General features: G+C 64.9%; 16 protein-coding genes. 6 read left to right on the forward strand and 10 right to left on the reverse strand.

The window, feature by feature from the left end:
• A partial coding sequence (locus tag LXM94_RS20575; protein WP_235773338.1) for an alpha-glucosidase C-terminal domain-containing protein occupies nt 1-430 on the forward strand: 430 nt, incomplete at its 5' end.
• Between the two features lie 129 nt (nt 431-559).
• Entirely contained in the window at nt 560-1,210 is a 651-nt protein-coding gene (locus LXM94_RS20580) for a glutathione S-transferase family protein (RefSeq protein ID WP_235773339.1), read from the forward strand.
• A gap of 51 nt (nt 1,211-1,261) precedes the next feature.
• On the opposite strand, the gene LXM94_RS20585 is transcribed toward LXM94_RS20580, so the two are convergent.
• The 4 genes from LXM94_RS20585 to LXM94_RS20600 all read right to left on the reverse strand — a co-directional run bounded on the left by LXM94_RS20585 (nt 1,262) and on the right by LXM94_RS20600 (nt 4,412).
• A complete protein-coding gene (locus LXM94_RS20585; protein ID WP_235773340.1) occupies nt 1,262-1,513 on the reverse strand; it encodes a type II toxin-antitoxin system RelE family toxin in 252 nt (83 codons plus the stop codon).
• A complete protein-coding gene (locus LXM94_RS20590) occupies nt 1,510-1,710 on the reverse strand; it encodes a hypothetical protein (protein WP_235773341.1) in 201 nt (66 codons plus the stop codon). Before LXM94_RS20590 ends, LXM94_RS20585 begins: the two co-directional genes overlap by 4 nt.
• 56 nt (nt 1,711-1,766) lie before the next feature.
• The gene (gene ade, locus LXM94_RS20595; protein WP_235773342.1) at nt 1,767-3,461 is read right to left on the reverse strand and encodes an adenine deaminase; all 1,695 of its coding nucleotides are present in this window, start codon (nt 3,459-3,461) and stop codon (nt 1,767-1,769) included.
• A gap of 81 nt (nt 3,462-3,542) precedes the next feature.
• Nucleotides 3,543-4,412, reverse strand: a complete 870-nt coding sequence (locus LXM94_RS20600) for an aldose 1-epimerase family protein (RefSeq protein ID WP_235773343.1) — start codon at nt 4,410-4,412, stop codon at nt 3,543-3,545.
• Between the two features lie 162 nt (nt 4,413-4,574).
• On the opposite strand from LXM94_RS20600, the gene LXM94_RS20605 reads away from it, so the two are divergent.
• Nucleotides 4,575-5,063, forward strand: coding sequence for a GNAT family N-acetyltransferase (locus tag LXM94_RS20605; protein WP_235773344.1), 489 nt, complete (start codon nt 4,575-4,577; stop codon nt 5,061-5,063).
• Between the two features lie 35 nt (nt 5,064-5,098).
• Here LXM94_RS20605 and LXM94_RS20610 read toward each other — a convergent pair whose 3' ends face one another.
• The 6 genes from LXM94_RS20610 to LXM94_RS20635 all read right to left on the reverse strand — a co-directional run bounded on the left by LXM94_RS20610 (nt 5,099) and on the right by LXM94_RS20635 (nt 11,017).
• The gene (locus LXM94_RS20610) at nt 5,099-6,424 is read right to left on the reverse strand and encodes an aspartate aminotransferase family protein (RefSeq protein ID WP_235773345.1); all 1,326 of its coding nucleotides are present in this window, start codon (nt 6,422-6,424) and stop codon (nt 5,099-5,101) included.
• Between the two features lie 272 nt (nt 6,425-6,696).
• Nucleotides 6,697-7,035 (reverse strand): ArsR/SmtB family transcription factor, encoded by a 339-nt coding sequence (locus LXM94_RS20615; protein ID WP_235773346.1) that lies wholly within the window; start codon nt 7,033-7,035, stop codon nt 6,697-6,699.
• Nucleotides 7,036-7,207: 172 nt separating this feature from the next.
• Nucleotides 7,208-7,981, reverse strand: coding sequence for a HugZ family pyridoxamine 5'-phosphate oxidase (locus tag LXM94_RS20620; protein WP_235773347.1), 774 nt, complete (start codon nt 7,979-7,981; stop codon nt 7,208-7,210).
• 75 nt (nt 7,982-8,056) lie between these two features.
• Nucleotides 8,057-9,100 carry a choline ABC transporter ATP-binding protein gene (choV, locus tag LXM94_RS20625; RefSeq protein ID WP_235773348.1) on the reverse strand — a complete coding sequence of 348 codons (1,044 nt, stop codon included), beginning with the start codon at nt 9,098-9,100 and terminating at the stop codon, nt 8,057-8,059.
• Nucleotides 9,097-9,969 carry a choline ABC transporter permease subunit gene (choW, locus tag LXM94_RS20630; RefSeq protein WP_235773349.1) on the reverse strand — a complete coding sequence of 291 codons (873 nt, stop codon included), beginning with the start codon at nt 9,967-9,969 and terminating at the stop codon, nt 9,097-9,099. The genes choV and choW overlap by 4 nt, the downstream gene beginning before the upstream one ends.
• A gap of 88 nt (nt 9,970-10,057) precedes the next feature.
• A complete protein-coding gene (locus LXM94_RS20635) occupies nt 10,058-11,017 on the reverse strand; it encodes a choline ABC transporter substrate-binding protein (RefSeq protein WP_235773350.1) in 960 nt (319 codons plus the stop codon).
• A 231-nt stretch (nt 11,018-11,248) separates the two neighbouring features.
• Here LXM94_RS20635 and LXM94_RS20640 point away from each other — a divergent pair, with 231 nt between their 5' ends.
• The 3 genes from LXM94_RS20640 (at nt 11,249) to LXM94_RS20650 (ending at nt 13,604) form a co-directional block, all read left to right on the forward strand.
• The gene (locus LXM94_RS20640; RefSeq protein ID WP_235773351.1) at nt 11,249-11,836 is read left to right on the forward strand and encodes a thymidine kinase; all 588 of its coding nucleotides are present in this window, start codon (nt 11,249-11,251) and stop codon (nt 11,834-11,836) included.
• A gap of 86 nt (nt 11,837-11,922) precedes the next feature.
• Nucleotides 11,923-12,309, forward strand: a complete 387-nt coding sequence (locus tag LXM94_RS20645) for a c-type cytochrome (protein ID WP_235773352.1) — start codon at nt 11,923-11,925, stop codon at nt 12,307-12,309.
• 206 nt (nt 12,310-12,515) lie between these two features.
• The gene (locus tag LXM94_RS20650; protein WP_235773353.1) at nt 12,516-13,604 is read left to right on the forward strand and encodes a hypothetical protein; all 1,089 of its coding nucleotides are present in this window, start codon (nt 12,516-12,518) and stop codon (nt 13,602-13,604) included.
• Nucleotides 13,605-13,747 lie beyond the last annotated feature (143 nt).

The raw sequence follows: 13,747 nt of genomic DNA on the forward strand, positions 1-13,747 counted from the left end.
GGGCCGCGACGGATGCCGCACGCCGATGCCGTGGGATGCGGACGCGCCCAATGCCGGCTTCAGCACGGGCAAGCCCTGGCTGCCGGTGCCGGAAGATCATGCGCGCCATGCCGTCGACCGCCAGCAGAAGACTTCGGGCTCGGTGCTCAACCACTACCGCGAGACGCTCGCCTTCCGCCGGGCGCATGCCGCCCTCGTCGATGGCGACATGCATTTCGTCAACTCGAACCGGGACATTCTCGCCTTCAGCCGCGAGAAGGACGGTGAGAAGCTGCTCTTCGTCTTCAACCTGACGCGCGAGAAGGTCGAATTCGTGCCGGCGAAGTCGCTGAAGCTCGGCGAATTCGTCGCCGTGCCCGGCTTCGGCGCCAAGCTGGAGGACGGCACGATCGAACTCGACGCGCTGGACATGGCCTGCGTCAGGGTGTGAGGCCAGCCAGCCAATCTCCTGCGAACCGGCTGTCGTGAGAAGGCCCTTGATAGGTGGAAAATCGCGACAGCCTGTCGGAATCCGGCCGCGCCGGCCGTCTTGAAGATGGATGCGCCAGGGAGAACGACGATGAGCATCACCATCACCGCCTTTGAACACTCGCCCGACCGCGGCGGAGGACATGCACGCGACATGCGGGTGCGCTGGGCGCTCGAAGAGGTCGGCCAGCCCTATGACGTTCGCCTCGTGTCGTTCAAGACGATGAAACAGCCCGCGCATCTGGCGCTTCATCCCTTCGGACAGATTCCGACCTATCAGGACGGCGACCTCGCACTGTTCGAGACGGGGTCGATCGTGTTCCATATCGCGGAGTGCCATCGCGGCCTGCTGCCGGACGAGGCGAATGCAAGGGCACGGGCCATCACCTGGATGTTCGCCGCGCTCAACACGGTGGAGCCGCCGATCGTTGAACGCGAACAGGCCCGCTACGTCGTCGGAGACAAGGCCTGGTACAGCGAACTGCTCTCCATACTCGACGATCGCGTCCGCGCCCGGCTGGCCCAGCTTTCCCGTTGGCTCGGCGATGCGGAATGGCTCGACGGCTCGTTCAGCGCCGGCGACCTGCTGATGGTCACGGTGCTGCGCAGGCTGGACGGATCGGGGCTGGTGGAGGAATTTCCGAACGTTGCCGCCTATATCGCCCGCGGCGAGGCGCGGCCGGCTTACAGGCGAGCTTTCGACGCCCAGCTGGCAGTCTTCAAGGCGGCGTCGGCGGGCTAAGGACGGCTTGCCCAAATGACGAAGCGGTCGCAGGCGATGCCTCGGCTCAACTCACCTGTCGAGCAATTTGTCATAGTCGGCATGGGAGCCGATCCAGAACCAGACGAGATCGCCACCGTCTTCGACGGCACGCCATGATATTCCGGCGCGGACCGACCAGTATCGCCCTGTCTTCTTCAGATGTAGCGCAGGATGGGATGGATTGGCTTTGAGGAGTTGGAAATTCTTGTCTGCCAGCCTTTGAACATGCTCCGGCAGACGATCGTACGCTTGCCAGAATGCGGCCGTCGCGTGGTGGTTCAAAGCGGGCGCGTCCGGCCGGCGCGATGATCCGTGAGGGCGGCATCGGCGAGGCGATCGAGCTTTCCGCTTGCTGCATCCTGTTCCAGGCGCTTGTCCCACCGATTGGCTTGAAGCGCCTCGAACCAGTCGGCAAACGCGTCGAGTTCCTCCGGTGTGAGCCCTTCGATGCTCTTCTCGATCTTTTCGAGGCGTGTCACGTGCCTGCTCCGTCGGATGGGTCGTGGCAGACTATACGGCGATGCCCGCTGCCGGTCTATCCCATCAGCGCGAAGCGGTCGACGTCGACCATGCCGCGGTCCGAGATCTTCAGATGCGGGATGACCGGGAGCGGCAGGAAGGCAAGTTGCAGGAAGGGTTCTTCCAGCGTGGCGCCGAGGGCAAACGCGGCCTGGCGCAGGTGGTGCAGCGTGTCGCGTACGGTCTCGTAGGGCTCGAGGCTCATCAGGCCGGCGACGGGGAGTGCGATCTCGCCTGTCACCTTCCCATTCTCCACCACGACGAAGCCGCCCTTGATCTCGCCGAGACGGTTGGCGGCCATCGCCATGTCGTCCTCGTCGACGCCGACGACGCAGATATTGTGGCTGTCATGGCCGACGGTCGAGGCGATGGCGCCTTTCTTCAGGCCGAAACCCTGGACGAAGCCGTTGGCGTGGTTGCCGTTCTTGCCGTGCCGCTCGATGACCGCGACCTTGATGATGTCGTTGGCAAGGTCGACCGTCGTCTGGTTGCCCTTCGCGGGCAGGCGGTAGCGGCGGTGCTCTGTGATGATCTTGCCGGGCAAAACGCCGATCACCGGCACTTCGCCGTCTGTCACCGGCACCGCGAACTGGGCGGCGCTGACCGGCCGTGCCTTGACGCTGTCGAGGCCGACGGGGGCTGTCGACGCGCGGGTGGCGAAGAGCGCGTCGGTGACGCGCCGGCCGGCGGAAAAGACGATCTCCGCCCGGCAATCCTCCAGCGTGTCGATGACGACGAGGTCGGCGCGCCAGCCGGGTGCGACGAGGCCGCGATCCTGCAGGCCGAAGGCTTTCGCCGCCGAGATCGAGGCGGCGCGGTAGACGGCGAGCGGCGCCCGGCCATGGGCGATCGCCGTGCGGATCATGTAGTCGAGATGGCCCTGCTCGGCGATGTCGAGCGGGTTGCGGTCGTCGGTGCAGAGCGCCAGGAAGGGCGACAGCCGCTCGGTGATGATCGGCATCAACGCATGCAGGTCCTTGGAGACCGAGCCCTCGCGCACAAGGATGTGCATACCCTTGCGGATCTTTTCGAGCGCCTCCTCGGCGGTCGTGCATTCATGGTCGGTGCGGATGCCGGTGGAGAGATAGCCGTTGAGGTCGTTGCCGCGGAGCAGCGGCGCATGGCCGTCGATATGGCCGCCCTGGAAGGCTTGAAGCTTGGCGAGGCAGACCGGGTCCTTGTGGATGACGCCCGGGAAGTTCATGAATTCGGCAAGGCCGATGACCTTCGGATGATCGCGGAAGGGCAGCAACCGCTCGACCGGCAGGTCGGCGCCGGAGGTCTCCAGATGCGTCGCCGGCACGCAGCTCGAAAGCTGCACGCGGATGTCCATGATCGTCTGTTCGGATGAATCGAGGAAGAATTGGATGCCCTCGGTGCCGAGCACGTTGGCGATCTCATGCGGATCGCAGATCGCGGTCGTGACACCGTAGGGCAGCACGCAGCGGTCGAATTCATGCGGCGTGACCAGCGAGGATTCGATGTGCAGATGCGTGTCGATGAAGCCCGGCACGACGATGCGGCCGGAAATGTCGATTTCCTCGTGGCCGCGATAGTCGCCGCAGGTGCCGACGATCCGCTCGCCGGAAATGGCGATGTCGGACGCGACCAGCTCGCCGGTCGCGAGATCAAAGAACCGGCCGCCCTTCAGCACGATGTCGGCGGGTTCGCGGCCGGTGCCCTGGTCGATCAGCTTTTCGAGTTTCTGCATGCGTTTTCACTCCGAGTCACATCGGGGAAGTGTAACCGGCGGACTGCTGCAGGGAAATGGCAGCTCGCGGCGCGGGTCGCTTCAGGCCGGAAATGACACCGTGAAGGCAAAACGCGCACTTTCGCCACCGGAAAGCCGCGTGCCGTAGGGCCGCTCGGCAAGCGCGCGCGAGCCGCCCTTTTCCGCCGCCGTGCCGTGCCAGGGCTCGATGCAGATGAAGGGCGCGCCGGGTTTCGTCCAAAGCGCGAGGTTCGGCAGGTTCTCGAAGCGGAAATCCAGCTCCGGCCCGCCTTCCGCGGCATAGCTGAGCGCCGTGCCGGCGCCTTCCGGGAAGATCATCGCATCCGCCTCGAACTGGCCGTGGTTCAGCGTCAGCCGTCCGGCCGAGAAGGGGGAAGGCAGATGCGACGCCGCGACGAGGCCGCCGTCGAGTCGGGCCATCTGCGGCTCCGCGCCGTTGTCGAGCCGGATGCGGTGCGGCTTTCCTTCCGCGCCCGGCAGCGGCCAGAGGAAAGCCGGGTGGAAGCCGATGCCAAAGGGCATCTCGCTTGCGCCGCGATTGACGACTTCGGCGGCGACCGTCAGCGCCGGGCCGTCGAGGGAGTGTTCGACGGCGAGCAGGAAATCGAAGGGGTAGGCCGCCAGCGTTTCCTCGCTCGCCGCCAGTTCATAGCGGCAGGAGGTCTCCGATGCCGCCGCGAGCGAGAAATCGCGCCGGCGGGCAAAGCCGTGCTGCGCCATCTGATAGGGCTTGCCGTCGATCATGAGCGTATCGTCCGGTGCCTTGCCGACAATCGGGAAGAGGATCGGCGAGCGGCCGGTCCAGAAGGCGGCGTCGCCGTTCCAGAGCCAGGACCGCCCGTCCGTCGTCTCGATGGACCGCATCTCCGAGCCGAGCGAGGAGACCTCGACGGCAAGGAACGCGTTGGCGATGCGGGAAACGGTCGGCATGGCTCTTCCCTTCTCGATTCATTGCGCCGCACGATAGCGCGAAACCGGGCGGGAAGGGGAGCCGTCAATTTTTGGCCGAGGTGCGGACGGGCCTGCCGGAATATGGCCGTTTTTGCCACGATGGATGCATGACGGGATCCGTTGCCGGAAAGGAGCGTGGAGATGGGCGAACCGGTCATTGTGCGGCATGCGCTGTCCGCGGAGATTCCCGTGCTGGCGCGGCTCTGGTACGACGGCTGGCAGGATGCGCATGCGGCGATCGTTCCGGCGGAGCTCGCCCGGCGGCGCACGCTGGTGAGTTTTGCCGAGCGGCTCGCGGGGATGCTGGACGACGCGAGGGTCGCCGGTCCGCCGGGGGCGCCGCTGGGGCTGTGCATCATCAAACATGAGGAACTCGACCAGCTCTATGTCTCGCCCGCGGCGCGGGGAACGGGCATTGCCGCCGCTCTCGTCGGCGACGCCGAGCAGCGGCTTGCGGCGCGCGGCATCGAACGCGCCTGGCTCGCCTGCGCGATCGGCAATGCCAGGGCGGCGCGGTTCTACAAGAAATGCGGCTGGACGCTCGCGGGGACAGTCGTCAATCGCCTGGAAACGATCGCCGGGCCGTTCGACCTGGAGGTCTGGCGCTACGAGAAGCACCTCCGGCCGTGAGGCCAGAGGCGAAGGCGTGTGGTCCTCGGTGCGTCTCAGACGTTCGCCGCCAGCACCTCGCGCAGCTTGCCGATCAGTTCGTCGATATGGTGCTTCTCGATGATCAGCGGCGGGGAGAGCGCGATGATGTCGCCGGTGGTGCGGATGAGGATGCCCTTCTCGTAGGCCTTCAGGAAGGCGGAGAAGGCGCGCTTGGTCGGCTCGCCGGCGATCGGCGAAAGCTCGATCGCGCCGATGAGGCCGATGTTGCGGATGTCGATGACGTTCGGGCAGTCCTTCAGCGAATGCAGCGCGTCCTCCCAGTAGGGCGCGAGTTCGGCCGCGCGGGTCAGCAGGCCCTCTTCCCTGTAGGTGTCGAGCGTGCCGAGGGCTGCCGCCGAGGCGATCGGGTTGCCGGAATAGGTGTAGCCGTGGAAGAACTCGATCAGGTGTTCCGGCCCGTTCATGAAGGCGTCGTGGATCTCGGAGGTAACGAAGACCGCGCCCATCGGGATGACGCCGTTGGTGAGCCCCTTGGCGGTGGTGATGATGTCCGGCTTGACGTCGAAATACTGCGCGGCGAAGGGCGCGCCGAGGCGGCCGAAGCCGGTGATGACCTCGTCGAAGATCAGGAGGATGCCGTGCTGCGTGCAAATCTCGCGCAGCTTTTGCAGATAGCCCTTTGGCGGGATGAGAACGCCGGTTGAACCTGCCACCGGCTCGACGATGACGGCCGCGATGGTCGAGGCGTCATGCAGCGTCACGATGCGCTGGAGTTCGGATGCGATATCGCCGCCGTGCTCCGGCTCGCCGCGGGTGAAAGCGTTCCTGTCCGGAAAATGGGTGTGCGGCATGTGGTCGACGCCGGTCAGGAGCGTGCCGAACATCTTGCGGTTGGAGACGATGCCGCCGACGGAGATGCCGCCGAAATTGACGCCATGATAGCCGCGTTCGCGGCCGACGAGACGGAAGCGCGAGCCGTCGCCCTTGGCGCGGTGATAGGCGAGCGCGACCTTCAGCGCGGTCTCGACCGATTCGGAGCCGGAATTGGTGTAGAGCACATGGTTCATGCCCTCCGGTGCGATATCGACCAGCCGGTTGGCAAGTTCGAAGGCCTTCGGATGGCCGAGCTGGAAGGCGGGGGCGTAATCGAGTTCGCCGGCCTGCTCGCGGATCGCCTCGGTGATCTTCGGCCGGCAATGGCCGGCGTTGACGCACCAGAGGCCTGCGGTGCCGTCCAGCACCTGCCGCCCGTCATGGGTGGTGTAGTGCATGTCCTTCGCGCCGACGAAGAGCCGCGGCTCCTTCTTGAACTGGCGATTCGCGGTGAACGGCATCCAGAAGGCGCGCAGATCGTTCGGGGTGTTGAGGCGGTTGGACATGACGCTGATCTCCGCGGCCTTTGGCGTGTCGGGGGCCGGTCCCGGAAGGGGATTTTTACCTGGCGGTCAAAGTATCAAGGCGCCTTTGCGCGTCAAGCCTGATGCGGTGCGTTCGCGCGGTGCGCACCGCAAGTCATGGGCAAGTCCGGCGTGTCATGGTTTCCGTGCGACGGAGCCGCAGGGCAAAACAGCGGGCCGTCGCGGGCATGACCAAATGAAAACGGGCGGATGCACGGCATCCGCCCGTTTCTGATGGGTTCGAATCGCCCGGATCAGGCGATGCGCAGCTTCTTGTTGCCGGTCATCTCGACAGCCGTGCCGAAAATGTCGTCGAGCGCCTGCAGGATCGACAGCACTGCTTCCGACTGGCTGGAATAGTAGATCGTCTGCGCGTCGCGGCGTGTCGTCACCAGATTCTGCGCCCTGAGCTTCGACAGATGCTGCGACAGGGCGGACTGGCTGAGGCCGACTTTCGCAGCGAGCGCGCCCACTGCGATTTCGCCCTTCACGAGCACCTGCAGAATCAACAACCGCTTCGGATTCGCCATTGCCGAGAGAAAGGCGGACGCAACGTCCGCCTGTGCCTGTTCTGTGTCAGAAATCGTATCCATTCGAAACTCCGATACTGGCGTTTCAGCGTCAAATCATGAACGTTTCAGTCAATATGCGGTTTAGCATATAAACAAAATCGCACACAGCAAGAGCAAGAAATGGGGGTAGCGCTACACGCATGGCGCTAGTTGCGGCGACGCATTCGACCGGATCGAAAAGGTCCGGACCGCGCTATGCCTCGTTCTCTCTTGCCTGTTTCAGCAAACGCGCAAGCACGCCGCGCAGTTCCCCCGCTTCGGAGAGTTCCGCGGCGAAATCCAGGCGCCGCAGGCGGTCTCCGGCGGCAAGATCGATGCCGGCGGCGTCGATGCCGCAGATCGACCAGTCGCCGTCCCTTTCGCCGAGAAAATGCCGGGCGTAGATGCCGGCCGCCTCCGCATGGTCCGAGTTCATATGATCGACGGCGCCCTGTTCCATCGCGGCGAGGGCGGCGACGGCGGGCGAGCGAATCAGAAGATCGTCGGCCTCAAGCACATAGGCCCTGCCGAATCCGCCGTTGAGATGGGCCCGCTCAGGCACAAGCCGGAAGAAGGCGAAATCCGGGAAGTCGACATAGAGCTTCGCCTTCGGGTGGCGGCGCAGGAAGCGCTCGCGCAGATTCGCCCGGCCAGCGGCATCCCGGGCAACCTCCTCGGCCCGTGCGACGACGGTCAGGCGGGCATGGGCGAGCGGGTCGCCCTTGCCCGGCTCGCCGGCAAGCAGCGAGGCGCGCGGATCGTGCCGCAGCGCCCGGGTGTGGACCGAGAGGGAAGAGACGAGGATGACCGGCGTCCCGTCGACGTCGGTGCCGGTCAGCGCGCGGCTCGCGAAGGGGACGCCGCTTTCCGGTTCGATGACGGCGAGCGCGCAACTGCGTGCGGAACGCAGAAGCCGGCGAGCGAGCGCCCGCGCCTCGTCGTCGGTCTCGCGCAGCACCTGGGGCCTGTCCTTCGGGGCGTCCGTCATCGCTCGATCCTTCCGCAACAGAAAAGGCGGCGGATTGCGCCGCCGCCTGCTAGGTGCTGCCAAAGCGCCGGCATGTCAATCGCGGCGGCGGTGCCGCGTCAGGCTTTCCACGATGTCCTGGGCGTTGATGGTGCCGATCACCGCGCCGTTGTCGACGATGCCGACGCTGCCCGGCTGACGCGACATGGCGTCGAGGATGTCGACGAGCGGCGTGTGGGGCTGCGCGGTCGCCGTAACGCCGCCGCCCGATTCGCCGACGCCGTGCCGCATCACGTCCTTGGCGGTCAGCATGTTGATGGGGTTCATGTTCTGCACGAAATCCGCCACATACTGGTTCGCCGGATTCTTCACGATGTCCTGCGGCGTGCCGCACTGGATGATGCGGCCGCCCTCCATGATGGCGATGCGGTTGCCGATGCGGAACGCTTCGTCGAGGTCGTGGCTGACGAAGATGATCGTCTTTTTCAAACGCCGCTGGAACTCGAGCAGTTCGTCCTGCAGGCGGGTGCGGATCAGCGGGTCGAGGGCCGAGAAGGGCTCGTCCATCAACAGGATCGGCGCGCCGGTGGCGAAGGCCCGCGCCAGGCCGACGCGCTGCTGCATGCCGCCCGAAAGCTCGTTGACCTTTCGGTTCGCCCATTTCGTCAGATTGACGAGTTCGAGCTGTTCGGCGACGCGCTGCCGGCGTTCCTCATCCGGCACGCCGGCGAGTTCGAGGCCGAAGCCGACATTCTCCGCGACGGTGCGCCAGGGAAGCAGCGCGAACTGCTGGAACACCATCGAGACGGTGTGCATGCGGAAGTCGCGCAACGACTTCGGCGTCGTGGCGTAGGGGTTGAGGTGGCCGGTGCCGGTCTTGACGGCGACCTCGCCGCGCACCACCGGGGCAAGCCCGTTGACGGCGCGCAGCAGCGTCGACTTGCCCGACCCCGAAAGCCCCATCAGCACGAGGATCTCGCCCTCGGTGATCGTCAGGGTCGCGTCGGCGACGCCGACGACGAGCCCCGTCTGCGCGCCGATCTCGTCGCGCGTCTTGCCTGCATCTGCGAGCGCCAGCGCGTTTTGCGGATTGTCGCCGAAGACGATGCTGACATTCTTGAAATCGACCGCGACCGTCATGCGCCTTCTCCTTCGTCGGAAGAGCGGAACAGCCGATCGAGGACGATGGCGAGGATGACGATACAGAGGCCCGCTTCGAAGCCCATCGATATGTTGACCGTGTTGAGCGCGCGCACCACCGGTACGCCGAGGCCCTTGGCCCCGACCAGCGCGGCGATGACCACCATCGAGAGCGACAGCATGATCGTCTGCGTCAGGCCGGCCATGATCTGGGGCATGGCGAAGGGCAGTTCGACTTTGCGCAGCACCTGCCCGGGCGTCGCGCCGAAGGCCTGTGCGGCCTCGACGAGCGACGGCGGCGTCGAGATGATGCCGAGCCGCGTCAGGCGGATCGGCGCCGGAATGGCGAAGATCACAGTCGCGATCAGGCCCGGCACCATGCCGAGGCCGAAAAGGATCAGCGCCGGAATGAGATAGACGAAGGTCGGGATGGTCTGCATCAGGTCCAGCATCGGCCGGAGCACGGCGTAAAACCAGGGCCGGCGCGCCGCCGCGATGCCGAGCGGCACGCCCACCACCATGCTGACGCCGGTCGCGGCGAGCACGAGGGCGAGCGTTTCCGTCGTCTCTTCCCAATAGCCCTGGTTCACGATGAGCAGCAGGCCGAGGAAGGTGAAGACGGCAACGCCGATCGAGCGGCGGAAATACCAGGCGGCCCCCGTGATCAGGACGATCATGAAGAGGGCATAGCCGAATTCGGCCGCCTTGCCGGAAAACGGCCCCTGAAGGATGAACAGCACGGCATCGATACCGGCCTGGAGAAAGACCTTGAGGAAATCGAACAGCCACCGGCCGTTCGACGTCAGCCAGTCGACGCAGGCCTTGGCCCAAGGGCCGATCGGAATCTTGATACTGGTAAGCCAATCCACGTGAGACAACCCGGTGCAGAAGAGGACGAAGTGCGACTATTGCCAACGAGAAAGGGCGGGAAGATGCCTTCCCGCCCCTTGTGGCCGGTCAGAGACCGAGGGCCGACTTGACGGCGGGCAGGGCCTCGCCGCTGCCGTCAAGGGTCGTCACCCCGGCGAGCCAGGGCTCGATCGCCGAGGCATTGGCCTTGATCCAGTCGGTCGCGGCCGCTTCCGGGTCCTGGCCGTCGTTCAGGATCTTGCCCATGATCTCGTTCTCCATGGCGAGCGAGAACTTGAGGTTCTTGAGGAACTGGCCGACATTCGGGCATTCGGTCGTGTAGCCCTGGCGGACGTTAGTGTAGATCGTCGCGCCGCCGAGGTTCGGCCCGAAGATGTCGTCGCCGCCGGTCAGGTAGGTCAGCTTGAAGTTGGCGTTCATCGGGTGGGGTTCCCAGCCGAGGAAGACGATCGGCCCGCCCTCCTGCTCGGCGCGGGCGACCTCGGCCAGCATGCCCTGCTCCGAGGATTCGATCACCTCGAAGCCGGAGAGGCCGAACGTGTCCTTTTCAACCATGCCGAGGATCAGGCGGTTGCCGTCGTTGCCGGGCTCGATGCCGTAGATCTTGGCGCCCAGCGCGTCCTTCTGCGTCGCGATGTCCTTGAAGTCCTTGATGCCGAGTTCGGCACCCTTGGCGTTGGTGGCAAGCGTGTACTTGGCGCCCTCGAGGTTTTCACGCACGGTCTCGACCGAGCCGTCCTCGCGGAACGGCGCGATGTCGGCTTCCATCGTCGGCATCCAGTTGCCGAGGAAGACGTCGATGTCCTTGTTCTTGAGCGAGGTGTAGGTGACCGGCACGGAAAGCACCGTCACCTCGGTCTCGTAGCCGAGACCCTTCAGGACGACGCTGGCGGTCGCGGTCGTTGCGGTGATGTCCGTCCAGCCGACGTCGGAGAAACGGACCGTGCCACAGCTTTCCGGATCGGCGGCAAGGGCGGGTGTCGCCGCAAGCGCGGCCACCGAGACGGCAGCGGCCAGCAGACGCTTGAAGGGCGAAAGAGATGTCATGATTGTGCTCCCCATTTTTGTTTGGATTTCTAAGCCAAGCATCAAACCGATGATTATTCAAGCGGTTTGACCTCGGATTGGGGCCCGCGAGCCCCCTGTTTATTTCATGGCGATTCGCAAATTCGCTTGCGAATGTCGCATCGGACGGTGCCTTCGATTTTTTTGTGGTTTTCGTCGCAAACTACTGGAAATCGCGGCGGCCGGGCGCCAGAAACGGCGCCGGAGAAAATCATGGCAAAACTCTATTTCAGCTACGCGACGATGAACGCCGGGAAGTCCACCCTGCTGCTCCAGGCGTCCTACAACTATCAGGAGCGCGGCATGCGCACGGCGATCCTGATCGCTTCCTTCGACGACCGGGCCGGACGGGGTCGCATCTCGTCGCGCATCGGCCTTTCGAGCGACGCAATCGCCTTCGAGCGGTCGGACGACCTCTATGCGCTGATCGAGCGGATGAATGCGGACGGCTCGGGCGCGATCGCCTGCGTCTTCGTCGACGAGGCGCAATTCCTCGCCGAGAGCCAGGTCTGGCAGCTCGCCCGCGTCGCCGACCGGCTCGGCGTCCCGGTCATGGCCTATGGTCTTCGCACCGACTTCCAGGGCAAGCTCTTTCCGGGGTCGCAGGCGCTGCTCGCCATCGCCGACGAACTGCGCGAGGTCCGCACGATCTGTCATTGCGGCCGCAAGGCGACGATGGTCGTGAGGCTCGGCGCCGACGGCAGGGTGGCCAAGCAGGGCGCGCAGGTGGAAGTGGGCGGCAACGAACGCTACATATCCTATTGCCGGCGTCACTGGGATGACGTGATGAACGAGGCTTGATACCGATCAATGCCGCGTGCCTCGGTCCGTCCCACGGATGTTTGGCGCGGGCGCCATGATTCATGCGTGATGGAGAGGAATTTGCGATGCGACGTCTATTGGCGATGATTGTGGCTCTTGCGGCGGTCGCTGCGAGCTGTCCGGCGCGGGCCGACGGTGACGCGGCGGCGGGCAAGACGGTGTTCAAGAAATGCGCCGCGTGCCATACAACGGAGCCCACGAACCGGGTCGGGCCGACCTTGTCGGGCATTGTCGGCCGGCCGGTCGCCTCTGTCGCCGACTTCAAGTATTCGAAGGCCATGGTTGCCTTTTCCGACGGCGGCAAGGTGTGGAGCGAGGCGGAGCTTTCCGACTACCTCGTCGCGCCCCGCTCGCTGGTGAAAGGCACCAGCATGGCCTTCGCCGGTCTCAAGAAGCCGGAGGACATCGCCAATCTCATCGCCTTCCTGAAGGACCCGACCGCGGCGCCGTGACATCCGCCTATCGGCGGTTGCGCCATGGCGGCTTGTAAAAAATAGTGCGGCGCCCGGCTTGCAGGCCGCGGCGCCGATCCCACATCTACCTTCGCCGGTCGCCGCGATGGCTTCCTATCGACTTGAAATCGTATAGTGTCGTCGCTGCGCCGGACGAATAAACGAGGCAGCGGGCGCGTCTGCCGTGGAGAGATAGGGGAGACGGCATGGCCACACTTCAGAATTTCGACGCGGAGATCGAGAAGACCCGCAGCGTCGTCAACCAGATGCGCGGCAAGATGGAGCAGTCGACGGTCGTCCTGGAGCAGTTCGCCAAGGCGGACACCAAGCTCGGCGACGTCAATTTCGACATCGAGAACGCCCGCATCCAGGACGTCATCAACCAGCAGAAGGTGATGGAAGGCAACATCGCCGACCTCATCATCGGGCTCGAGGACGCGACGAACGTCTTCGGCGCCGAATTCGAGAGCATGAAGAGCTACACCGGCTACGAAAAGTTCATCGGCATCTTCTCCAAGCAAAGCGCGCAGCGCATGCGCACCGATCGCGTCCGCAACATGTCGCTCGCCGGCAACCTGCAGGAACTGCTCGCCAAGTCCGACACGATCGTCGGTATCCTGAAGGAACAGAAGAACATCCTCGACCAGCGTTACAAGACCTCCGAGGCAAGCCTCATCCAGGTGATCGAGCGGCGCAAGGGCACGATGGCGAACCTCGAGGCGACGCAGAAGCGCATCGAGGAGATCAATCCGCTGCTGCTGGATCTCGAAAACCGCATCGCCGCCTCGACGGACCAGAAGACGCGCACCGATCTCGAGGGTGAGCGCTCGGCGCTTGCCACCGAATACAACCAGATGCAGGCAAAGGAGCAGGAACTCCTTGCCGAAAGCCAGACGCTGGAACGCTATACCTCGATGTTCCAGACCTTCGTCGATTCGCTCAACAACCAGATCGCCGCGCAGAACACGCTGATCAACAAGCTGACGATCGATACCGAACAGCGCATCGTGCTCTACAAGGCGCTGGAGGACTCGCTGAAGACCGCCGCCCAGCAGGACGTGGCGCACAAGATCAACACGCTCGGCAGCCAGGTCGACACGGCGGCGGAAGAGACCATGGCCGGCATCGGCTCGGCGGCACAGCGCCATATCGGCGACCTCCTCGAAATGCACGAGAAGAACATGCTGGCGACGCAGGACATCCAGCGCCGCAAGAAGCTCGCCGATGACGCCTTCGCCCGCCGGTTCCAGACGGTGATGGACAAGCACAACGCCGCCAATTACGTGAAGTCGTGATGGTGGACGGACCTCCCTTGCGAGCGGGGTCTTCGGCCCCCTCATCCGCCTGCCGGCACCGTCTCCCCGCCGGGGAGAAGAAGCGTGTCGTCGGCGGCTCGGTCCCCCTCTCCCCGCGGGGAGAGGTCCGCCGAGCAAAGCGG

Origin of the sequence: Rhizobium alarense (assembly GCF_021555155.1) — a bacterium.
In the GTDB taxonomy this organism is placed as follows: Bacteria; Pseudomonadota; Alphaproteobacteria; order Rhizobiales; family Rhizobiaceae; genus Rhizobium_D; species Rhizobium_D alarense.